This is a genomic window from Streptomyces sp. NPDC048361, assembly GCF_040651795.1.
In the GTDB taxonomy this organism is placed as follows: domain Bacteria; phylum Actinomycetota; class Actinomycetes; order Streptomycetales; family Streptomycetaceae; genus Streptomyces.
Genome location: NZ_JBEZKW010000004.1, coordinates 102,810 through 124,790 on the forward strand (window position 1 = coordinate 102,810; position 21,981 = coordinate 124,790).

20 protein-coding genes are annotated in these 21,981 nt (G+C 71.5%); 10 read left to right on the plus strand and 10 right to left on the minus strand.

The annotated features are described in order from the left end of the window. Nucleotides 1-116: 116 nt before the first annotated feature. Nucleotides 117-2,483, minus strand: a complete 2,367-nt coding sequence (locus AB0D31_RS03700; RefSeq protein ID WP_362716466.1) for an FUSC family protein — start codon at nt 2,481-2,483, stop codon at nt 117-119. Between the two features lie 462 nt (nt 2,484-2,945). On the opposite strand from AB0D31_RS03700, the gene AB0D31_RS03705 reads away from it, so the two are divergent. Next, nucleotides 2,946-3,317, plus strand: coding sequence for a class I SAM-dependent methyltransferase (locus AB0D31_RS03705; RefSeq protein ID WP_362716469.1), 372 nt, complete (start codon nt 2,946-2,948; stop codon nt 3,315-3,317). Nucleotides 3,318-3,714: 397 nt separating this feature from the next. Here the strand turns inward: AB0D31_RS03705 and AB0D31_RS03710 are convergent, their stop codons facing one another. Then, nucleotides 3,715-3,903: a hypothetical protein gene (locus AB0D31_RS03710; protein WP_362716471.1), complete on the minus strand. Its 189-nt coding sequence runs from the start codon at nt 3,901-3,903 to the stop codon at nt 3,715-3,717. A 932-nt stretch (nt 3,904-4,835) separates the two neighbouring features. On the opposite strand from AB0D31_RS03710, the gene AB0D31_RS03715 reads away from it, so the two are divergent. Together AB0D31_RS03715 and AB0D31_RS03720 are read left to right on the plus strand one after the other, a co-directional pair. Beyond that, nucleotides 4,836-6,503, plus strand: a complete 1,668-nt coding sequence (locus AB0D31_RS03715) for a hypothetical protein (protein WP_362716474.1) — start codon at nt 4,836-4,838, stop codon at nt 6,501-6,503. 172 nt (nt 6,504-6,675) lie between these two features. Beyond that, nucleotides 6,676-7,101: a hypothetical protein gene (locus AB0D31_RS03720; protein ID WP_362716477.1), complete on the plus strand. Its 426-nt coding sequence runs from the start codon at nt 6,676-6,678 to the stop codon at nt 7,099-7,101. Between the two features lie 49 nt (nt 7,102-7,150). Here the strand turns inward: AB0D31_RS03720 and AB0D31_RS03725 are convergent, their stop codons facing one another. From AB0D31_RS03725 to AB0D31_RS03735, 3 genes are all read right to left on the minus strand, one after another. Next, entirely contained in the window at nt 7,151-7,567 is a 417-nt protein-coding gene (locus AB0D31_RS03725; RefSeq protein ID WP_362716480.1) for a hypothetical protein, read from the minus strand. Nucleotides 7,568-7,808: 241 nt separating this feature from the next. Next, nucleotides 7,809-9,929 (minus strand): glycogen debranching protein GlgX, encoded by a 2,121-nt coding sequence (gene glgX, locus AB0D31_RS03730; RefSeq protein WP_362716482.1) that lies wholly within the window; start codon nt 9,927-9,929, stop codon nt 7,809-7,811. Between the two features lie 590 nt (nt 9,930-10,519). After that, entirely contained in the window at nt 10,520-10,987 is a 468-nt protein-coding gene (locus tag AB0D31_RS03735) for a PPOX class F420-dependent oxidoreductase (RefSeq protein ID WP_362716484.1), read from the minus strand. A 209-nt stretch (nt 10,988-11,196) separates the two neighbouring features. Between AB0D31_RS03735 and AB0D31_RS03740 the strand changes: the two genes are divergently transcribed. Both AB0D31_RS03740 and AB0D31_RS03745 read left to right on the plus strand, forming a co-directional pair. Then, a complete protein-coding gene (locus tag AB0D31_RS03740) occupies nt 11,197-11,409 on the plus strand; it encodes a hypothetical protein (RefSeq protein WP_362716486.1) in 213 nt (70 codons plus the stop codon). Between the two features lie 153 nt (nt 11,410-11,562). Further along, nucleotides 11,563-12,396 (plus strand): PIG-L family deacetylase, encoded by an 834-nt coding sequence (locus tag AB0D31_RS03745; protein ID WP_362716489.1) that lies wholly within the window; start codon nt 11,563-11,565, stop codon nt 12,394-12,396. Between the two features lie 170 nt (nt 12,397-12,566). On the opposite strand, the gene AB0D31_RS03750 is transcribed toward AB0D31_RS03745, so the two are convergent. After that, on the minus strand, nt 12,567-13,172 hold the full coding sequence (locus tag AB0D31_RS03750) for a hypothetical protein (protein WP_362716492.1): 606 nt from the start codon (nt 13,170-13,172) through the stop codon (nt 12,567-12,569). A 375-nt stretch (nt 13,173-13,547) separates the two neighbouring features. Next, the gene (locus AB0D31_RS03755; protein WP_362716495.1) at nt 13,548-14,126 is read right to left on the minus strand and encodes a helix-turn-helix domain-containing protein; all 579 of its coding nucleotides are present in this window, start codon (nt 14,124-14,126) and stop codon (nt 13,548-13,550) included. Nucleotides 14,127-14,212: 86 nt separating this feature from the next. Between AB0D31_RS03755 and AB0D31_RS03760 the strand changes: the two genes are divergently transcribed. Beyond that, on the plus strand, nt 14,213-15,094 hold the full coding sequence (locus AB0D31_RS03760) for an SDR family oxidoreductase (protein WP_362716498.1): 882 nt from the start codon (nt 14,213-14,215) through the stop codon (nt 15,092-15,094). Between the two features lie 110 nt (nt 15,095-15,204). Here AB0D31_RS03760 and AB0D31_RS03765 read toward each other — a convergent pair whose 3' ends face one another. The 3 genes from AB0D31_RS03765 to AB0D31_RS03775 all read right to left on the minus strand — a co-directional run bounded on the left by AB0D31_RS03765 (nt 15,205) and on the right by AB0D31_RS03775 (nt 17,766). Beyond that, a complete protein-coding gene (locus AB0D31_RS03765; protein WP_362716501.1) occupies nt 15,205-15,441 on the minus strand; it encodes a chaplin in 237 nt (78 codons plus the stop codon). Nucleotides 15,442-15,580: 139 nt separating this feature from the next. Further along, nucleotides 15,581-17,008 carry a HAMP domain-containing sensor histidine kinase gene (locus AB0D31_RS03770; RefSeq protein WP_362716696.1) on the minus strand — a complete coding sequence of 476 codons (1,428 nt, stop codon included), beginning with the start codon at nt 17,006-17,008 and terminating at the stop codon, nt 15,581-15,583. A gap of 23 nt (nt 17,009-17,031) precedes the next feature. After that, nucleotides 17,032-17,766 (minus strand): response regulator transcription factor, encoded by a 735-nt coding sequence (locus AB0D31_RS03775; protein ID WP_362716503.1) that lies wholly within the window; start codon nt 17,764-17,766, stop codon nt 17,032-17,034. 191 nt (nt 17,767-17,957) lie between these two features. On the opposite strand from AB0D31_RS03775, the gene AB0D31_RS03780 reads away from it, so the two are divergent. The 4 genes from AB0D31_RS03780 to AB0D31_RS03795 all read left to right on the plus strand — a co-directional run bounded on the left by AB0D31_RS03780 (nt 17,958) and on the right by AB0D31_RS03795 (nt 21,893). Then, the gene (locus AB0D31_RS03780) at nt 17,958-19,322 is read left to right on the plus strand and encodes a ferredoxin reductase family protein (protein WP_362716506.1); all 1,365 of its coding nucleotides are present in this window, start codon (nt 17,958-17,960) and stop codon (nt 19,320-19,322) included. 29 nt (nt 19,323-19,351) lie between these two features. Continuing rightward, nucleotides 19,352-19,774, plus strand: a complete 423-nt coding sequence (locus AB0D31_RS03785; protein WP_362716509.1) for an FMN-binding protein — start codon at nt 19,352-19,354, stop codon at nt 19,772-19,774. Nucleotides 19,775-19,952: 178 nt separating this feature from the next. Continuing rightward, a complete protein-coding gene (locus AB0D31_RS03790; RefSeq protein WP_362716512.1) occupies nt 19,953-20,678 on the plus strand; it encodes an FAD:protein FMN transferase in 726 nt (241 codons plus the stop codon). 222 nt (nt 20,679-20,900) lie between these two features. Then, nucleotides 20,901-21,893: a phospholipase gene (locus AB0D31_RS03795; RefSeq protein ID WP_362716515.1), complete on the plus strand. Its 993-nt coding sequence runs from the start codon at nt 20,901-20,903 to the stop codon at nt 21,891-21,893. Nucleotides 21,894-21,981: the final 88 nt, after the last annotated feature.

Here is a 21,981-nt window from a genome sequence, read left to right on the forward strand (position 1 = left end):
CGATCCACTGGAGCCTGGGCACCGGGCGGCACGCCGCGCGGGGGCCCGCCCGGTCGGTCAGGCGTAGCCCCAACTCGACTGAGACAACGGCTACTTGGAGTGGACGGGGTGATGGCTCAGCCGTGCGGTGGCACACCCGAGGTATGGGGCATCGCGGTGGCGGCCGCGGCACCGTCGGCGCGGGGGATGTGGGACAGGTCGTTGAGCAGCGCGTCCAGCCAGGAGACCGTCGCGTAGTACAGCCGGGGCGCGTCCGGTGGCTCCGCCGCGAACGCGGTGAGCGCCGGATCGAAGGGCCGCAGAGGGGCGGTAGGGGTGTCGTCGCCGGGGTCCAGCGCGGCCGAGACCAGCAGCATCCGCCCGGCCACCCGCTCCCCCAGTGCGCCGACGGCCGTGGCCGCGGCCGGGCCGAGCCGGCACTGCGGCGGTTCCAGTAGACGGTCCGAACCCCACAGCGCGTGGTGCCCGGCGATCAGTGTCGCCTGCCAGTCCACCTGACGCTGCGCCGCTCGGCGGGCGGTGCCCCCGGGGGGCGACGGCTCGCTCTGGTACTGCGCATAGGCGGACTCCGCGAGGATGACGGCGTGTTGGAGCGAACGGCGGCCCGGAACGGTGGGTCGCGCCGCGGCCGCGGCACCACCGGCCGGTGCTCTATCGGCCGCGGCACCACCGGCCCGTGCTCTATCGGCCGCTGCCCGCTCGACCGGTGCCCCCTCCGCCGGCGCTCCCTCCCCCCGCGCCCCCTCACCCCGCGCCCCGTCGGCCGGCGCCCCCTCGGCCAGCGCTCCGTCGGCCACGGCGGCGCTGGTGGCCACCACGATCTCGGCTGCCCTGCGCAGGAGTTCGGCCGCGGTGCGGCGCAGTTCGTCGTGGGCACCGCGCGGCCAGGCCAGCAGACCGATGACAGCTCCGATGGCACTGCCGATGAGCACGTCCAGCATCCTCACCTCCGCCAAGTGCCAGCTGGGAGGGGCGAGTTGGGCGAAGACCAGGGCCACAAGCACCGTGAACAGCCCTTGCGCCCAGCCGATTCCCTTGACCGGCCCCACGGTGAAGGCGAACAGCATCCACAGCGGGAGCAGCGCCGCGTACCAGACGGTGTCCGCCCCGACGAGGGTGAGCACCCCGGCGGTCACCAGGGCTCCGGCGAGGGTGCCGGTGAGTGCGGTGCGGATGGTGCTCCAGGTCTCTTCCATGGTCGTACGGGTCAGGGTGAGCGTCGCCAGCGTCGCCCAGAAACCGTGCGGCAGCGTGTCCAGGCCGGCCACCAGCCGGGCCGCCGTGAGAGCCAGGGCCAGGCGCACCGCGTTCTGGAAGAACACCGAGCGCTGTCCGGCGTGCCCCTGGATCCGGTGCCACCACAGGGTCGGGCCGCTGAGCGAGGCGTACCAGAAGCGGCCGGGCGCCACCGGCACCGAGGCGTGCCGTCCGCGCGTCGCCAGGTCCGCCGCCGTACCCATGGCGAGGGCGGCGTCGGCGATCTCCAGGACGGCGGCGTGCCGGCGCAGCAGGGTGGCGGAGAAGCCGGGTGCGGCGCGGGAGGGGGGCGACGGCGTGCCGCCCACGTGGGCGGCGGGAGCGGTGAGTGGTGCGGGGCCGGCGGACAGGGCCGAGAGGTGTGCACGTGCCGCGACGAGGGCCGCGTACGACGTGACCGGAGGCGGGCTCCCGCGCAGACAGGCGGACGTGGCCGTGGCCAGGTCCGTCACCGCCGTCAGCACGGCGATGACCTCGGGCCCCGGGGGCGTTTGTGGTGCGGGAGACAGCAGCGCCAGCCGGTTGAGCAGGGTGCGGGTGGCCAGGCCGGTGTGGGTGAGTGCGCGGTCCCGCACGGCGGGTCCCGCCGGCCGCTCGGCCTCCGGCACGGTCAGCGGCCGTAGCTCCTGGCCGCTCTGCCGGGCGGCTCGGAGGTCGTCGGCGGTGAGGGTGTACGGGGACGTGGTGAGCAGCGTCGCGATGCGGGCGGCGGTCCGGGCGGCTTCGGCGGCCCGTTCCCGGTACGACAGGGGCGCGGGCTCGGGAAGGATCAGCGTCTCGAGAACGATGAACAGCACCAGGCCGCTTGTCGTCCCGAACAGCCGCTCGGGCAGTGAGGCGGGGTCGTACGGGGGGAAGGACGGCAGGATGTAGAGCAGTTGCAGACCGGGCGCCGCTCCGGCCGGACGCGGCCCGCCGACGGCTGCGAAGGCCAGGGCGAAGCCGATCAGCAACATCCCGGTGACCGCGCTCCAGGTCCGCACCGACAGATAGGTGCCGACGGTGACGAGCAGCCAGCACACCGGGAGGGCGCGTACCACCGTGACCGCGCGCTGCCGCCCGGTGCCGGGAATCCGGGAGAGTCCGCCCACCGCCACGGCGCCGAACAGGGCGTAGGTCGCCGCGACGGGCCGGCCGAGGCCGTAGCGGAAGAGGTAGAACCCGGCTGCGGCACTCAGCGTCACGCGTACGGCCCGACGGCCGGCGGCGGCGTAGGCCGGCGGCATCCGACGCACTGAGACACCCCACACTCCTACAGAATCACCCACCGCCGCGCCCAGGGCACCTTCTCGGCGCATCGGGCAGCTGAGGGAGGCCGTCCCTGCGCCGACCGCACGGGCCGAGGGAACCTGGCCCGATGTGAACGCCTCAAGCCCCGCGTGATCCGACAGCACTCCGGGGGCTCGGTTTCGGCCTTCGCCGTGGCTCGGCTGGTGGGCGGCCACACACGCCGGGCTGCTGCTCGCGCTCGTCACCTTCCCGACGGGACGATCAGCTGAGCGGGGCGCTCTGCTCCTGGACAAGCAGCACCGCGTCCCGCGCCCGGCATACGGAGGCCCTCACCTCGTGGGCAACCTCGCGGGGCAACCCCTGGCCGGTGTCCCTCGTCGGGTCTTTTTCGGCGTGCACTACAGCGTCGATGTGCTCACCGGACAGCTTTGGACGCCGGCTGGGTGACCGTCGCCGCCATGGTGCTGCACCGCCGGTCAACCCTCGGCTTGCGAGGCGCCATCCGAGAGGTGCCACCCGAGAAGTGCCGCCCGGCCCGGCGGATGAACCCGTGCCATGATGCCGCCGTGCCGATCAACCACAACGTTCACTACCATGACCTGTTACTGCGTGAACTTCCTTCGTCATGCCGCACCGCCCTCGATGTGGGCTGTGGCACCGGGGAGTTCGCCCGGAAACTGGCGCGTCGAGGAATCGAGGTCGACGCCCTCGACGCGGACCGCCACGTCATCGACGCCGCACGCGAGCAGACAGCTGCGCTCGACCCGCCCCGGAACATCACCTTCGCGCAGGCGGACATCCGTCAACTCGCTCTGCCGCCAGGGACGTAGGACTACATCGCCTGCCTTGCCAGCATTCACCACGTCCCCTTCGAGACAGTGCGGAAGCTGCGCGCGGCGCTGACCGAGAACGGCGTGCTGGTCATCCTCGGCTGCTACCGGGCGACGACTCTGTGGGACCACACCCTGGGCCTGCTGGCCGTCCCCGTGAACGCCGCTTGGCGGACCGTGGTCTTCCTCCGGGAGAAAGGCCGGGGAATGCGCACCGCCCAAGGGCAACGACCAAGGGCATGCCCTCAGGGCTCCCCGGCGTACCCCCGAACGTTGGGAGCTGGGTGCCGACGACCAGCCGTCCGCCGATGATCGCGGGGCGCGGACGGCTCGCGGGACAGGCCCTTCGCGGAAGTCGGCGGCCGCCACCCGTGTGGCCCCCGCGGCTTGTGTCTCGTCAGGCCGGCTCGACCGTCTGCATGAGGCGCTGGAAGGCCGTCATACAGGGCAGGCAGTGGTGGTCGGTCTGGGTGTCCCCGTCGGGGACGACGGGCTGGCCGCACAGAGTGGCCTGGTGATCATGGGCGACGACGTGCCACACCCGGCGGGTACCGGAAATGGCCGTGCCGACGTGCATCTCGTACATGGCAGTCCTCCTACAGGGGGAGCACTCCACACCACCATCCCGACAGGGGCCATGCCCGCCCAGGACGCCATTCGGGTGAACCCGTCGTCACTGTGACCGGGGCCCGGGAAGCCGTGCGCCGTGCCGGGCGGCGGGTGGGCTCGCCCCCCCCCTCACGGCAGTGATGGCCGTGCTGGCCGTGACAGCTTTCCTGAACGTCATGGACGCCATGAATCCCATGGATCCCATGAACCCCATGGCTGTCAGAACAGCACCGTGCACCACCGGTTGAAGTTCACCTCCGTCCCGGTCGAGCCGCGCTGTACGCGTGTGTCCACGGGAGGCGGCCCCTCGTGGCGCGGGGCTGCCGCGGCCGTGCGCTGCGGCAGGGCGGGACAGCACTTCGCCCGGTGCGGGCCTTTGATCGGATGAGCGCACTCTTCCATGGAAGGGGAAACGAGCGACCGCCCCGGGAGGTTGCGCGGTCCGCGGAGGGCGCCCTGGACGCGCCCGATCGCCCCTCCGGGGGAGCTCGCGGTGTGACTGTCATCCGATTCGCTCGTTTGTAGGGCGTCGACACAACGACCGCCCCGGAGAAGGTGTCCACCATGCCAGCCCCTCAACGCGAGCGTCATCCCCGTCGTGTCAGCCCGGTGCCGGGTCCGGTACCGGGGCTCGGCCAGGCGGAGGCGGCTCTTGTCGAGCACTACCCCAGGCTCGTCCGGCTGGCCTACCTCATCCTCCCGCCCCGACTCGGCCGCCATCGGCGCGTGCTCGCCGCGCACGGCGTGGTACAGAGCGCGCTGCCCGCCCGTCCAGGGCAGGTCACACGAGCCCGGGTACCCGTACAAGGGGGTGCACATGGCGGCACGCAAGGCGGTGCACAAGAGGGCGCACAGGCGGGTGTACACGGAGGTGACCGCGCTCCGGCCCTCGGCTGGCTCCTGCGGCGCGTGGTCCGCGCCGCACTGTCGTACGAGCCCGGAGCCGCTCGCTGGCGCAGAGCCGTACGGCCGGCGCTGCCCGCAGTCTGGGGGCTGCGGCTGACGCCCCGGATCGGCGGGGCGGACGAACTGGCCCTGGAACAGCAGCTGGCGACCGTGCCGGCCGAAGTCCGCGCGGCCTTCGTGCTGCGGCACCTGGAGGGATGCACGGCCGATGGCGCCGCCGAGCTTCTGGCGGCTGCCGGAGTGCCGGATCCGCAGGCCGCGCTGCACGCATCCGAACGGCTCGGCCCGCAGGACGGCGCCGGGGCGGGAACGCTGCTCGGCTCCGTCGAGTTCGACCCGTGTACCGTGCAGGCCCGGCCCACGGACCTGTTGCGCCGTCGCCACTGGCAGCGTTGGGGCGCGGCCGGCGCCCTGCTGGTGGCGGTCCTGCTGACCGTGGGACAGAGCGCCAGGGACCCGTCATCGCCGGAACCGGCGGGCCGCTCTGCCGTCGAAGTCGCGATGGCCGACCCGGCGTCCTTGGTGCGCGCCCCCGACGCCGATTGGCAGTCGAGCTCCCGCATCGACTTCACGGTCTGGCCCGCGCGCGGCAGCCTCACCGGCGACCGAGCGCTGTTGGCCCGCGCGCTGCGGGCGTGGGCGCGGCCCGGCCCGGGCGTGCACGTGTCGGCCGCCCCCAGGACCGGGACCGGTCCCGCGCCCACCGCGCCCCAACTCCTCTACGCGGGACGGGTGGACGACACCGACGTGGTCCTCCTGTACGACGGCGAACGCGTCGTGCGCTATACGGAAGCGACGGGCCGGCCGACCGAACTGGTCTTCTCTCGCGCAGACGACTCCGACGTCACGACGGCGGCCGCCCTCGTCCTCACCCGGACCGAGCGTCAGGCTCGCTTCCTGTTCGCGCCCTGGGTCGCCGAGTCGACCACCCGCGATCTCCTGGCACCCGATGCCCCGGCCCGCCCGTTGCACGTCGCCGACGACGGCGTCAGCGACGAGGTGGCACGCCCGGATCTGAGCGGGCCGTGTTCCAACTGGCCTGCTCTGCAACTGCGTTCGTCCGAGCGCATTGCCGAGAAGCACGCTTTTCTGCTCACCGACCTCGGAGGCCTGTCACCGGTCCACCTCACCTATACCCCTCCGCCGGGCAGCGGGGCACCGGCCCGCCAGCCTCGCGAAGCCACGAGTACAGCGGCGCTGGTGAGCTGGGGCCACACTGCCTGTACGTTGCGGTCCGCTGCGGCGGGAGGCGGCGTACGGGCGGTGAACAACTGGGTGTTCGCGGAACAGCAACTGCCCGAGGGCGCGGGCCAGGCGGAGTGGCTGTGCTCAAGGGCCGACACCTGGAACGGGCCGGGCCGGGCCCTCGTACGGTTCCAGCCGCCCACCACCCCGGCGCGGGAGCCCGGCACCCTGATCGCCGACGCCCGCAACACCTCGTACTGCAGCCGCTTCAACCAGCACGTCCTGGCCGACACCCGGTGGAACGCCCCATCGGGCACCCCGTACCTGCTGGCCGCCGGGAGCCGGGCCGTGACCCGGATCACCGTCACGGGGCAGGTGCGCGCGGACGCCACCGGTACGACCCTCGCCGTGAAGGCCGCCCGGGACCAGTCGGCACAGCTCAGCGGAGCGCTCAGCACCGGAAGGACGCTCAGCGCAGTTCAGTGAGCCGGAGCCGGTCGGACTGAGCGGTAATGAGGCCGGTCCTGCCTGGTGCATTGTCGAGCGTTTCGGTCAGCCAGAGCGATGCGGCCGCAGCAGGGGCGAACCTCACGCGGGATCGACCGACGGCACCAGCTACGGTTACGCCGTCGACGACACGGAAGCATGGGGGACGGCAGTGGCCAGCCTGAGCAATGAGACTCCGGCGATCTCCGGACCGCTGGGGATGCTGCCCAGCGTCGTCAGGGGCGGAGCAACCCTGGCGCTGCTCGCGGCGCTGACCGCGATCATTCTCGCTCTCCTGCCCGTGTCGAAGACGGTTCACGGCCTCGACTCCGACGATCGCGCCGACACAACTGACGTGACCTGCGGATCAGTTCTGATGCCCTCGGGCGACGATGTCCTGGGCGACTACACCGACAGGAATTCGGCGCTGGCATGCAGCTCGGCGAGGTTGCAACGGGCGGGGTGGGCCGGCATAGCGCTCGGTGGCTCCGTCGTCATCCTCGTCTTCTCCCTGCTGATGGGAGACGGCATGGCCCCAAGCCCTGATCCGGAATCGCCACAGGTGCGGAGTGCCACCGACCAAGAGGCCGCCGAATAGCCCGTCGCAGCAACCCAGCTCATACCCCTAGATGCCCGTCGACCAAGCCCTACCGGTTCGGAGTCCAGGGCTGCGGCAAGGGCTGCGGACCCTCCAGTGCGCTGCGGAACTTCTCCTTCAGGCTCTTCGCCGGTGCCTCTTCCTCCGTCCGTGCGTGCATGAGCCGCGCCGCGGTCACCCGAAAATGGCATGCCCGATGGCGCTGCCGCACCAGGACGACCCACGTTCCGTCCTGCGCGAGAAACGCCTCGCGACCCGGTTCGTCTCCCGGCCGGGCGTGCCGGGCCAGCACCGCCGGTATGTGACGCAGCGCCGCGTCCTCGGCCACTGCGACCGCCTCCGCCTGGTCCCCGCCAATGCGGTGCGCACCCACCAGCATCCACCGGTGCAGCGCCAGTTCCTCGCCGTCAGCCCGCTTGTGTATCCGGGTGTCCTCCTCGATGAGGACGTACCACTCGTTGGTCACAGCCCATGCCTTCCCTGCTTGTCCGTCCCTCACGTCATACTCGACCACACCCCACACCGACCCGGGCGCCCTCACCCACGGACAGCTCCCCCGCGGGCCAGACGCGCACCGCGTCGTACCAGCGCAGGGCGTTGTACTCACCTGGCAGCAGGTGCGCGCGCCCGGCCTCGGCAGCCGGCGCGAGGAACCGGTGGCGCCGGGCGCAGACCTGATCAGGCCCGCCTGCCTGGTCGAGGGAGGGTCACGCCCTTCTGTCCCGGCGCAGCACTCGCAGGCTGTGGGCCTCCATCGGGAACTCGGCTTCCGCTTCGAACACCGCCGTCCCCTCCCTGTCGGCCGAAGGGTCGGCGGTGTCCAGCACCAGCTGCCATTCCTCGCCGAAGGCAGCCGGCGGCAGACGGAAGTCAATGGGCTGCCGGTAGCTGTTGAACAGCAGAAGGAACGTGTCGTCGGTGAGGGGCCGGCCCCGGGCGTCGCGTTCCATGAGCCCGTCGGCGCTCAGATACACCGCGAGGGCATGCGCGTCGCCGCGCTTCCAGTCCTCGTCGCCCATCTGGCACGCGTCGGGCCGCAGCCAGACCACCTCGGCCCGCTCGGGCGGGGTGTCGGGGGTCGGGCCGACGGGGAAGTGCCGGCGCCGAAGCCCCGGATGGGCGTGGCGCAGCGCCACCACGCGCCGGGCGAAGTCGAGCAACCCGCGGCGCTCGTCGTCCAACTCCCAGTCCACCCACGAGATCTCGTTGTCCTGGCAGTAGGCGTTGTTGTTGCCGCCCTGGGTGCGTCCCATCTCGTCGCCGTGGGCGAGCATGGGCACGCCCTGGGAGAGCAGCAGGGTGGCGAGCAGGTTGCGCTGCTGGCGCAGCCGCAGTTCGCGCACGCCGGGATCGTCGGTCTCGCCCTCGGCCCCGCAGTTCCACGACCGGTTGTCGTCGGCGCCGTCCCGGTTGTCCTCGCCGTTGGCGTCGTTGCGCTTGGTGTCGTACGAGACGAGGTCGCGCAGTGTGAAGCCGTCGTGTGCCACCACGAAGTTGACACTCGCGCGGGGCCGTCGCCGGTCGTGTTGATAGAGGTCGGATGAGCCGGTGAGCCGGGACGCGAAGTCGGCCAGGGTGTCGTCGTCGCCCCGCCAGAAGCTGCGTACGGTGTCGCGGTAGTGGCCGTTCCACTCGGACCACAGGGCAGGGAAGTTGCCCACCTGGTAGCCGCCGTCCCCGATGTCCCAGGGTTCGGCGATCAGCTTGACCTGGCTGATCACCGGGTCCTGCTGGACCAGGTCGAAGAAGGCCGAGAGGCGGTCCACCTCGTGGAACTGGCGCGCCAGGGTCGCCGCGAGGTCGAAGCGGAAGCCGTCGACGCGCATCTCGGTGACCCAGTACCGCAGCGAGTCCATGATGAGCTGCAGGACGTTGGGGTGCCGCATGAGCAGGGAGTTGCCGGTGCCGGTTGTGTCGAAGTAATGCGCCGGGTCGTCGTCGACGAGACGGTAGTACGCCGCGTTGTCGATGCCCCGGAACGACAGTGTGGGTCCCTGATCGTTGCCCTCTGCCGTGTGGTTGAACACCACGTCGAGGATGACCTCGATTCCGGCGGCGTGGAGCGCCTTCACCATCTCCTTGAATTCGACGACCTGTTGGCCCCGGGTGCCGCCGGCCGCGAAGCCGTTGTGCGGTGCGAAGAACCCGATGGTGTTGTAGCCCCAGTAGTTCGACAGACCGCGGTCGACGAGGAATCCGTCCTGCGTGAACTGATGCACCGGCATCAACTCCACTGCTGTGACGTCGAGTTCCTTGAGGTGGTCGATCACCTCGGGATGCGCGAGCCCCGCGTAGGTGCCGCGCAGCTCCTTGGGCACACTCGGGTGACGCATCGTCAGGCCGCGGACGTGCGCCTCGTAGATCACCGACTCGTGGTAGGGGTGACCCGGACGCCGGTCGCCCTCCCAGTCGAAACCCCGGTCCGTCACGACGCCGAACATGCCGTGCCCGGCGCTGTCCAGGCCGTTGGGCGTCCCGGGGGTGTCCGGGTCGGCGCTGAGCAGCGAGGGGTCCCCGTCGAGCTGTCCGTCCACGGCGGTGGCGTACGGATCGAGCAGCAGCTTCGCGGGGTCGCAGCGCAGGCCCTCGTCGGGGCGGTACGGTCCGTGCACGCGATAGCCGTACCGCTGGCCGGGGCCCACCCCCGGCAGGTACGCGTGCCACACCGACCCGTCCGCGTCGGTGAGCGGTACGCGCCGCTCTTGACCCGCGTCGTCGAAGAGGCAGAGCTCCACCCCCTCGGCGACCTCGGAGAAGAGAGCGAAATTGGTTCCGGCGCCGTCGTGGACGGCACCGAGCGGATAAGGACGACCAGGCCACGTCTCCATCCCCGCATCAAAACACGGGAGCCCCGGACGGCCGTCCCCGACGCGACGGCGCCACGACGGCTTTGCCCGATCGCCGGTCGGACTCAGCCCGCCGCGTAGCCCTGGACGGAACGGTCGGCTGCGGGAACGGCGAGAGCGCCGGGTGGGTGACGGTGCTCACGTCGCGTCTCCTTGTGATTCCCCCCGAGGGGGCCGCCTTGTTCGACCCTCCTGCTCTCCTCCCCCCGAGCGGGGCACGCCGGCAGCAGCAGCGCCAGTGGCAGACCGACCGCGGCGACCGGGGCCAGGGCGAGCAGCGTTGGACCCGTCGGCGGGGCGAGTGCCGCAGGAGAGCCGGAGCCCCGGCGGGCCCAGGTGGTTATCCAGCGCCGCCCTGATGAGCCGGTCGAGGTGCGCGTCAGCCGGGCCGCCGCCTGACGCTTCGTCACCGAGGGCGAGCTGGATGCTGCCCCCTGCCCACAGGAGAGCGATGCCGTGCAGGTTGGCCCTCAGAGCGGCGGCCGTCACCGCGGGCAGGGTGCCGGGGACGGAAGCGGCGGGCTGCTCGGCCCGGCACTGGCCGGCCTGCGCGATGCAGATCGAAGAGGCTGTCACTCGTGGGCCGGCGCGGCCGGGAACCCTCCCGTCGCCACCGGCCCCCAGCGAACCGGCGTCACCCGGATCAGGGACTTGCCCTGCTTCTCCATCGCCGCGCGGTACTCCGCCCAGTCCGGGTGTTCGCCGCTGATGCTGCGGAAGTAGTCCACCAACGGCTCGACCGACTCCGGCGCGTCGATGACCTCGGCCTCGCCGTCCACCTGGACCCACGGCCCGTCCCACTCGTCCGAGAGCACGATGACGCTGACGCGCCGGTCCCTGCGGGCGTTGCGCGTCTTGGCGCGTTGGGGGTACGTGGACATGACCAGGCGGCCCGCTTCGTCGACGCCGCATGTCAGCGGCGAGCCCTGCGGGCTGCCGTCGGTACGTCGGGTCAGCAGGATCGCCCGGTGTCGCGGGCGGACGAAATCCAGCAACTGGGCACGTTCGGCAGGGGTGTTGGAAGCGATTCGAGGGCTCATGCATCGCACCCTACGACAGGCCGCCGCCACCCCGGGGTGGCGGCGCGCACTCCCGCGGCCCGTTGATGGCGCAACACCCGAGCCCGACACCCGAGCCCGACACGCCAGCCCGACACGCCAGACCCGATGCGCGGCGGGCCCCCAAGTGACCAAGCCAGGAGAACGGGTAGGTAAGACGAACCCACCCGTTAGAGATGGAGAAGCCCCCTGTGACCAGCGACGAGATCATCACCCGGATCACCCGGGTCGAGACCGGACTCGCGCAGCCGACACCGGCTCCGCTGAGCGGCCAGGTCAGCATCCCCCTCGACCCCATTCGCCACCATGCCTACACCGGCGACGGCGGGCCCTGCACCACCATGATCTTCGGCGAACAGTGCGCCGAACCCGCCGACCAGCACGACCCGTCGCTGTCGTCGTAGCCCCCGCCCCCCCCGGTAACGGCGATCAGAGGGCCGGCCGCAGCACGCCCCTGGGGCTTCCAGTAACAATGGGCGGGGAAGACTGAGTCCGTTCCGGCGGTTCAGCCCAGTGGACGGACAGCTGGAAACCCCTTAGCACAGGAGACACGCGTCGTGAACGATCGCCCTTTGACCATCATGGCTGTGCACGCTCACCCCGATGACGAGGCCACCAGCACGGGTGGGATTCTCGCCCGGTACGCGGCGGACGGCATTCGCACGGTCCTCGTGACGTGTACCGACGGCGGATGCGGGGACGGGCCCGGAGGAGCGAAGCCGGGCGACCCCGGACACGACCCGGCGGCCGTCGCCTCGATGCGGCGGGACGAACTCAAGGCGAGCTGCGCGGTCCTGAAGATCAGCCACCTGGAAATGCTGGACTACGCCGACTCCGGGATGATGGGCTGGGCCACCAATGACGCCCCCGGCTCGTTCTGGCGAACTCCTGTGGAGGAAGGCGCTGCGCGCCTCGCGGAGCTCATGCGGCGGTACGAGCCCGATGTGGTCGTCACCTACGACGAGAACGGCTTCTACGGGCACCCCGACCACATCCAGGCGAACCGCATCACGATGGCGGCTCTGGCGATGATCGAGCAGACGCCGAAGGTGTACTGGACGACGGCGCCCCGCATGATGATGCAGCGCTTCGGTGAGGTCATGCGCGAGTTCCATCCGGACGCTCCGGAGCCGGACCCCGCCGAGGCCGCCGCGATGGCGAAGATCGGTCTTCCGGACGAGGAGATCACCACCTGGGTGGACACTTCGGCCTTTGGCGCCCAGAAGTTCGACGCGCTGGCCGCGCACGCGAGCCAGGGGGAGAACATCTTCTTCCTGCGCATGGGTGTGGAACGGTTCACGGAGTTGATGGGCATGGAGACCTTCGTACGCGTCCAGGACACCACCGGCGCGGAGCTCCCCGAGAACGACCTGTTCGCCGGCCTGCGCTGAGCGACACCTCTCACCGGCGGTTGACGGGAGGGTTCGGGGTAGCGAGCGGCGGCCGCGCCTCGCCACGCAGCTGACGGTGCGCCGCGGGACCGGCCGGTCCGGGGCGCACCGTCAGCGGCGTGAGGCCGAGGTCGAGGGGACGGGTACGGCAGGGTCCCCTCGGCCGTTCGTCACGGCCTGAGGCCCGCACGACGGAGCGTGAGTGCCGAAAGGTCGGCGATGACGTCGGGGTCCCCGCGTCGCCAGGCGTCGGCCAGGCCGCCCGGCGGAGTGGGAAGTGCTGCCAGCGGTCGCTGCGGGCCGGTGAGCGCCCGCAGGGCGAGGAGGTCGGCGCCCCCGGGAGAGTCCAGAAGGTGCTGGGTGGTTGCGGTGCGCCGGATCCACCGCACCCTGGGCACGAGCCACAGCAGCAGGATGAACGCGGTCGGGAGCACGATCAGGGCGACCGTGGTCAGCGTGGCGACGTGTCCCACGGTGTCCTGCAGCGACCGCCCGGCATCGGAGAGACTGGTGCCGGCGTGGGCGGCGGACTGGAGCGGTTTCTTCAACGAGCCGCCCACGAAGGGGACCTTGGACGCCGCGTTGCCTGCGTCGTCGAGACTGGAGGCGAGGCTGTCGCCCGCGCTCTGGGCCTTTCGCCCGGGCTCGGCGAGTGTCAGGATCGCGTCCCGCACGACCAGGGCGAACGCCACCGTGACCGCGATCAGAAACAGACCGATCAGATCCGCGATGAGCTGACGGCTTCGGCGCGCTGGGGTCTGGGCGTAGAGACGCATGGACGTGCTCTCCTGTTCCGATGACGACATCGACTCGGCCCGCCGGCCGTGCGGTGGTGTGGAGACGGAGCTCGTGGGAGCAACAGCAGGGCGCGGTAGGTGACTTGACGGTACGGGGGGCGCGGGGGAATGACGAGGTACCCGCGCGCACGGCCTGTCGCGTCCCGCGCCCGGCGGGCGACGGGGCTGTGCCTGACGGCGCGGAACAGCCTGATCGCGATGCAGCCGTGCCGCGCCGACGCGGCCACCAGGCCCGGCCCGACCACCACGGCCAACCCGGCTACCGGGGTCCGACCCGGCCACCAGGATCGGCCCCGACCACCGCGGTCAACCCGGCTACCGGGGTCGGTCCCGGCCACCAGGATCGGCCCCGGCTCAGCCCAGCGACGCGCTCACCGCGCGCAGCTCGTCCAGCGCCGCCAGAACGTATCCGGCCAGTTCGTCCTTGCCGTCGTGCTCAGCCCCGGACCATTGGGCGAACCCGCGCTTGAAGGCGAGGATGCCCAGCTCGCTCGCGAGGGCCGCCGTCGGGTCGGGCAGACCGCGCTCGACCAGGGCGGCCGTCATCGCGGCGGTGAGGCTGATGGTCTTGAGGGCGTCCCGCTCCTGCAACTCGGTGCAGGCCGCGATGGCCGCCTGCACACGCGGGGCGAGGTCGCGGTTCATCGGGCCCATCGCACTTGACGCCCGCACGAGGCCGGCGGCGACCGCCTCCAGTGGGGTGGCGCCACCGGGGGCCTCGGTGATCCCCTCGGAAAGCAGCCGGCTCAGCGTCTCCTGTCCGGCCACCAACAGCTCGCGCTTGTCGGGGAAGTGCCGGAAGAACGTGCTCTTCGTGACCCCGGCACGCTCGGCGATCTGCGCGACCGTCGTGGCGTCGTAGCCCTGCTCCGTGAAGAGATCGACCGCGGCCACGACGAGGCGCTCACGCGCACCCGGTTCCCATCTGCCCATGGGCCCAGCATAAGCGATGGGACTCTTGTCCCATCACCCTGCTACTGTGATGGGACAAGAGTCCCATCACTTGGTGGAGGATTTCCATGCGCGTTTTCGTCACCGGTGCCACCGGCCTGATCGGGTCCGCCGTCGTCGCCGAACTGCTCGGCAGCGGCCATACGGTCCTGGCCCTCGCACGTTCGGACGGCTCTGCCCGCGCCGCCGAGGCTGCGGGCGCCGAGCCTCTGCGGGGAGCCCTCGCCGATCTGGACGTCCTGCGGTCCGGCGTCGCCCAGGCCGACGGGGTGGTCCACCTGGCCTTCGGCAATGACTTCAGCAGCCCCGAAGCTCTCGCGAGAAACGTGTCCGAGGAGAGCGCCGCCCTCGCGGCCCTCGGCGACGAACTCGTCGGCAGCGACCGCCCGTTCGTGACCGTCTCGGGTACGCCCTGGACTCCGGGCCGTGTCTCCACCGAAGCCGATCCGTTGCCCACCGACGGGCCGGTCGGCGGTCGCGGCCGGGCGGTCACGGCGGTTCTCGGCCTCGCCGCGCGCGGGGTCCGCAGTACGGCCGTACGCCTGCCGCGCACGGTGCACAACCAGGGAGCCGGCGGATTCGCGGGTCTGCTAACCGACATCGCACGCCGGTCGGGGGTGTCCGGCTACCCGGGTGACGGCACCCAGCGCTGGCCGGCCGTCCACGCGCTCGACGCGGCGGTCCTCTTCCGGCTCGCACTGGAAAAAGCAGACCCCGGCAGCGTCTGGCACGCCGTAGCCGACGAGGGGGACCGCGTTCGGGACATCGCCGACGTCATCGGCCGCCGCCTCGGGCTGCCGGTCGAGTCGGTTCCGGCGCAGACGTACGGCCCCATCGGTCCGATCTTCGCGAGCGACCAGCCGTCGTCCAGCGCCCATACCCGGCAGTCCCTCGGCTGGGAGCCGAAGCACCCCGGGCTCCTGGAGGACCTGGAGAACATCCAGCCCTGAGCGACCACTGGAGGAACCACCCGGGGCGGAGCACTCGCGTCCCGCGACTCGGTCCGCGCCGCTCGGCCGAGCGGGCCGCCACCAGGACGGCCCGCTCGTTCACCGTTGCGTCAGCCGTTGACGCAGGTGTTGCCGAACGCCGGGTTCAGCGCCGCGGCGGCGCCGATCGAGTTGCCGCAGAAGTTGACCTGAACGTGGACCGGAATCTGGACCACGTTGCCCGACCCCACTCCGGGGGAGCCAACGGCAACGCCCTCGGCGTGCGAGTCGGCCAGGGCCGTGCCCGCGCCGCCCAGCGTCGCGCCGGCCACGAGGGCTGCCATCACGGCAAGAGTGCGGATCTTCATATGTGATCTCCCATCAATAGACGGTGTGACCGCCTATACGACCGCAGGGCAGCCGATATGCCCGGTATTAACCCATCCAGGGGCGAGGCTCCCCGTCGGACGTGCACACACCCGGACGTGCACACACCCGGACGTGCACTCACCGCGGCAGGGTGACACGGAAGGACGTGTGGCCGGGCCGGCTGGTGACGTCCACGGTTCCCTGATGGGCCTCGATCACTGCCGAGACGATGGCCAGTCCGAGGCCGGTGCCGCCGGCCGTTCTCGCTCGGTGGTGGTCGGCCCGGGTGAAGCGCTGGAAGAGCTCGGGCATGAGATCGTCGGGGATGCCGGGGCCGGTGTCCGTGACGCTCAACTCCGTTGTGCCGTCCGGGATTTCGGCGAGCGTCAAGGTTACTTCGGTGCCGGCCGGGGTGTGGGTTCGGGCATTGGCCAGCAGGTTGGCGATGACCTGGTGGAGACGGTGTTCGTCGCCGGTCACCGTGACGGGCTGCTCCGGCACGTCGAGCAGCCAGCGATGGCCGGGGGCCGCGGCCCGGGCGTCACTGATCGCGTCGAGCGCCAGCCGCGTCAGATCGACGGGCTCACGCGCGAGCGGCCGACCCGCGTCGAGACGGGCGAGCAGAAGCAGATCGTCGACGAGGCCGGTCATGCGCTGCGTCTCGGACTGGATCCGCTCCAGCGAGTGGCGCACCGCGCCCGGCACGGGGCCGGGGTGGCGCAGGGCCAGTTCGGCGTGGGCCCGCACGGTGGACACGGGCGTACGCAGTTCGTGGCTGGCGTCGGCGGCGAAGTGGCGCAGCCTCTCCTCACCCGCCTGCCGCCGGGCGAGGGCATCCCCCACGTGCCCCAGCATGCGGTTGAGGGCCGCCCCCACCTGACCGATCTCCGTGCGCGGATCGGTGTCGGGGACGGGGGCCGGCATCTCGATCTCGCCGCTGGCCAGGGGCAGTTGCGTAACCTCCGTGGCGGTGGCGGCGACGCGTTGCAGGGGCCGCAGCGACAGGCGTACCCACAGGGCTCCGGCGACCCCGGTGGCCGCGAGGGTCGCGCCGAACACGATGGCCTCGACCATCTCAAGGCGGTGCACGGTCTCCTCCACCGGCTCCAGCGGAAGACCCGTGATCAGTACGTCACCATCGTCGCCCGCGACCGCCACGACCCGGTAGCGGCGCAGCGTGGACAGCCGGATGTCGTGGCCACGCCCGTCCACCGGCACCCCGGCCAGGGCCGCCCGGTCCCGGGCCGTGAGCGGCACCGGGGCGTCGGCCTGCGCGCGGACCACGGCCGCCTGGGTGGCCTCGCCGCGCAACAGCCGGGCGCCGAACGTGCCGTTCGACTGACCGCGGGTGTCGGGCCGGTTGTCGGCGTCGGGCTTCTCGTCGTGTTCGAGACTGGCCGCGAACCGGCCGCCGGATGCGCTGAGTTGCTGGTCGAGGCGGTTGACGAGGAACCCTTCGAGCGCGAGTACGGTCGTCACACCCACCGCGAGGCAGGCCAGGGCCAGGAGCAGCACGAGGCCCGCCGTCAGCCGGGAACGCAGGGTGCGGGGCAGTCGGGAACGCAGGGTGCGGGGCAGTCGCGGCCGCTTCATGAGGGATCGGGCTTGAGCACATAGCCCGCGCCGCGCACCGTGTGGATCAGCTGCGGCCGGTCGGCGTCGATCTTCTTGCGCAGATAGCTGATGTACAGCTCGACGATGTGGGCGCGGCCCCCGAAGTCGTACGACCAGACCCGGTCGAGGATCTGGTCCTTGGACAGTACGCGCCGCGGATTGCGCATGAGGAAGCGCAGAAGCTCGAACTCCGTGCGTGACAGGTCCACGATCCGGCCCGCCCGGGTGACCTCCATCGCGTCCTCGTCCATCACCAGATCGCCGACGACCAGGCGGTTTCCGCCGGGCTCGCGGGCCATGCCGGCCCGGCGCAGCAGCCCGCGCAGCCGGGCCAGCACCTCTTCGAGGCTGAACGGTTTGGTGACGTAGTCGTCGCCGCCCGCCGTGATGCCCGCTACGCGGTCCTCGACGGAGTCGCGCGCGGTGAGGAACAGGACGCAGACGTCCGGCAGGCCGGCCCGCATCCGGCGCAGCACGGCCAGCCCGTCCAGGTCGGGCAGCATCCAGTCCAGGATCACGGCGTCGGGACGGAACGCGGTCGCTGTCCCGAGCGCGCTCGTGCCGTCGGCGGCGGTGCGGACGTCCCAGCCCTCCGAGCGCAGCGCGTCGGACAGCACCTCGGTCAGGTCCGGCTCGTCGTCGACGACGAGGACACGGACGGGAGTGCCATCGGGTCTGCGGAGCACGGCGGGCGCTGAAGGGTTTTCCATGATGGCTCCAGCATCCCCCAGGCTCCCCGCCTGCGTGGACGGCAGGGCTCTGAGTTTGCTCTGAATCACCTGTGGATCGGGCGCGGGGCCGCTCTTTCAGAGGGAACTCAGAGGTACCGGTGTGAGGCTGGCCGCGCATCATCCGACATGGTGGCGGCCCTCATGGGTCCGTCCCCTGGGAAGGGGGCCACATGGCTGCCGGCACCTATGACACCCGCTCCGTGACACGCGTCCCCCACGCCGCGCCGCGGGGCACCGCCTGGATACCCGTCGCCGCGCAGGTCCTCGTGTGGGGCGGAGCCGCCGCGGTGGTCGCGCTGTGGTGGAGCGACACCACAGCGGTCGTCGGGCTCGAGGGGTGGCTGACGGACGGCGGCCGCATCACCGGCCTGCTCGCCGGGTACGCATGTGCGGTGCTGCTGGCCCTCATGGCGCGGCTCCCGGTGCTCGACCGGGGTGTCGGCACCGACCGGCTGGCCCGCTGGCACGCCATGGGCGGCCGCTACACCCTCTCGCTGGCCCTCGCCCACACTCTGCTCATCATCTGGGGTTACGCCGTCACGTCGCACGCGGACGTGGTGAGCCAGACCACCACCCTCGTACTGCACTATCCGGACCTGTTGAAGGGCACCATCGGATTCCTCCTCCTGGTGGGCACCGGGATCGTCTCCGCGCGCGCCGCGCGCCGCAGACTTCGCTACGAGACCTGGCACTACCTCCACTTCGCGACGTACCTGGCGGTCTTCCTGGTCTTCGGGCACCAGCTCTCCAACGGCGCGGACTTCGTCGGCAACGGTTCGGCGCAGCTCGCCTGGTACGCCTTGTATCTCGGGGTGGCCGCGCTCCTCGTATGGTTCCGGTTCGCCGTCCCCGTCCGCCGCGGGATACGCCACCGGATGCGCGTCGCCGAGGTCCGCGCCGAGTCGCCCGGCGTCGTGTCCGTGTACCTCACCGGCGAACATCTCGATGAACTCGGCGCGGAACCAGGGCAGTTCTTCCGCTGGCGCTTCCTGACCCCGGGGTTGTGGTGGGCCGCCAACCCGTACTCGCTCTCCGCTCCCGCCCACCCCCGCTATCTGCGCATCACCGTCAAGGCCGCAGGCGACCACAGCACCGCACTCGCCCGGCTGGCTCCCGGCACCCGCGTCTGGGCCGAAGGCCCCTACGGCGGCTTCACGGCGGCGCGCCGCACCACGAGCAAGACCCTGCTCCTGGGCGGAGGCGTCGGCATCACCCCGCTGCGGGCGCTCCTGGAGACACTGCCGGGTGACATCACCCTCATCTACCGCGCCCGCCGCCCCGAAGACCTCGCGCTGCGCGGCGAACTCGACGCCGTCGCGGCCGCTCGCGGCGCCCGTGTCCTGTACTCGGTCGACGAGCCCGCCACGCACTGCATGCCGCTGACGGCGGCGGCGCTGCTCCGTTACGTACCCGACCTGCGGGAGCGGGACGTGTACCTGTGCGGCCCGCCCGGTATGGCCGACGCGGCCCTGCACGCCCTGAGCGGCGCGGGTGTGCACCGCCGCCGCGTCCACCACGAGTCCTTCGCGTTCTGAGCGCGGCCCCAAATCCGAGGAGACCTGTCGTGCGCCGAGTCGCCGTCACCACCCTGTCGACCGCCGCGGGCGTCATCCTGCTGCTCGCGCTCAAGCCCCACCAGAGCCACCCGCCGGCCGTGTCCGCGCCCAGGCCCGCCGCCTCGACCTCGGATACGCCGGCCGACGGCACCCGGACCGGAGACTTCACCGGTGACGTGATCGACACGCGGTACGGTCCGGTGCAGGTGTCCGTCACCCTCGCCAAGGGACGCCTCACCGCCGTCCACGTCCTTCAGGTGCCCTCGGAGCGCGGTCGCGACCAGGAGATAGCCGCCCGCGCCGTGCCCCGCCTCACCGAGGAGGCACTCGGCGCGCAGAACGCCCAGATCGACGCCGTGTCCGGCGCGAGCTACACCAGCGAGGGCTACATCCAGTCCCTGCAGAGCGCACTGGACAAGGCCGGTGCCTGACATGGCTCGTACCGACGAGGGACCACACGCGGCTCGTACGGACCAGGGACCACAGGCGGGTCGTACGGGACAAGGACCACACGCGGCTGCGGCGGGGCACGGGCCGCGCCCGGCTCCTTCGGGGGCCGGGCCGCAGACGGCGCTTCGGGCCGACGGGCTGCGCCACGCCGAACAGGTCATGGGCACCGTGTTCTCCTTCGACATCCGTGACCGACCCACCCCCGCCATCCACCGAGCCCTCGCCCAGGCCGTGCGCCACCTTCACCGGGTCGACGCCGTCTTCTCCACCTACCGGGCCGACAGCCACATCAGCCGTCTCGACCGCGGTGAGATCCGCCTCGCCGACTGTCCGCCCGAAGTCCACGAAGTCCTGTCCCTGTGTGCGCAGGCGATCCACGACTGCGACGGCTACTTCAGCGTCGTCCCCGCCGGCCTCCTCGACCCGTCCGGACTCGTCAAAGGGTGGGCCACGGAGGCCGCGTCGCAGCTCCTGTACGAGGCCGGCGCACGCAACACCTGCGTCAACGGCGGCGGCGACCTCCAGCTGCGCGGCCGGACAGCCGGCTGTGCCCCGTGGCGCGTCGGCATCGCCCACCCCCTGCGCCCCGGGACACTCGCCACCGTCGTCACCGCCCACGACGATCTGGCCATCGCCACCTCCGGTACCGCCGAACGCGGCGCCCACATCCTCGACCCGCACACCGGCACGCCCGTCACCGCGTACGCCTCCCTCACTGTCGTCGGCCCACGCCTGACCATGACCGACACCTACGCCACGGCCGCCGTCGCCCGGGGCCATGGAGCCCGGGACTGGCTGGAAGGGCTCGACGGCTACGAGGCCCTCGCCATCCTGCCTGACGGGCGGCAGTGGCGGACCTCGGGCTTCGGCAAGTACGGCTCATAAGGCCGATGCGGTGCCGGCGCACGTGCGGCCCCGGCCGCGCCTCCCCCGGACCCGCGCACCGAACCGCACAACTCCCTTTCGGCCAAAGGTCGTTGCCGAGGGAATGTGGGTCCCCGCACGAGCAACGTAGGGAGCACGTACTTCATCTAGTGGTTCGGCACGTCACCTCGGGTGCCGTGCCGACGGGGGACACTCCCACCACCATGTGAAGGGGTACGTTTCTTGACCGCTCATCTTTACAAGAGCACCGGACTGCGGGGGCTGCTGGCGCTGTTGACCGCGTTGTGCGCGATCACCGGAGTCGCCGTGCTCGGCGCGGCGTCGCCGGCGTCGGCGGCCGACCAGCGGCACGCCATCTACGCCATCGCGCACCGCGTCGACACCCTGGACGGCGTCGATGCCGCGCTCAAGCACGGCGCCAACGGCATCGAGATCGACGTCTGCTCCTGGTACAACCCGAACGAATGGCGCGCCTACCACGACTGTTCCTCGGCCGGCGAGACCCGGCACGGCCCGAGCTTCGACAGCATGATCGACCGGATCGTCTCCAACGCCAAGGCAGGCCGCAAACTCGCGTTGGTCTGGCTGGACATCAAGGACCCCAACTACTGCGGCGAAGCGCCCAACCGGGCATGCAGCGTCGCCGGTCTGCGCGACAAGGCACAGTGGCTGACGGCTGCCGGAATCCAGGTGCTGTACGGGTTCTACGAGTACCACGGCGGTAGCACCCCGGATGTGGGCGGTAGGGGCTGGCAGAGTCTCCAGGGCAAGCTCGGCCCGCTGGAGGGCATCACGACCACCGGGACCCGCGACCAGGTCCTGGGTGCCTTCAACCGGTCCGGCTCCGGTTTCCCCAACGGCCGCCGGGTCATGGACTACGGCGACACCGACATCACCAACGGCTTCGGCAACTGCACGGAGCCCGACCGCAAGACGTGCGCGGAGCTGAAGAAGGGCGCCGGGGACCGTTCGGCCAAGCGGCTCGCGGCAACGTTGTCGTGGACGACCACGTACAACGACCCCTGGTACGTGGACAAGCTGCTCGGTGACGCCCGGGTCGACGGGATCATCGCGGGCTACGGCGCCTTCACGGGTGTGCGTGAGTACGACGACACCTGGAAGTGTGCCAACGCCATCGGCCTCATCCGTGACTGGGTGGGCAAGCACAGCTCCACCCACCGCATGGCCACCAGCGCGGACCGCCTCTTCACGTAACCGGCACACGGCGGAACCCGCGCCGTACGGGTCGTCGTCCCGCAGACCGCCGGCCGGGGTTTCCGGCCGGCGGCCCCTGCACTCGCGT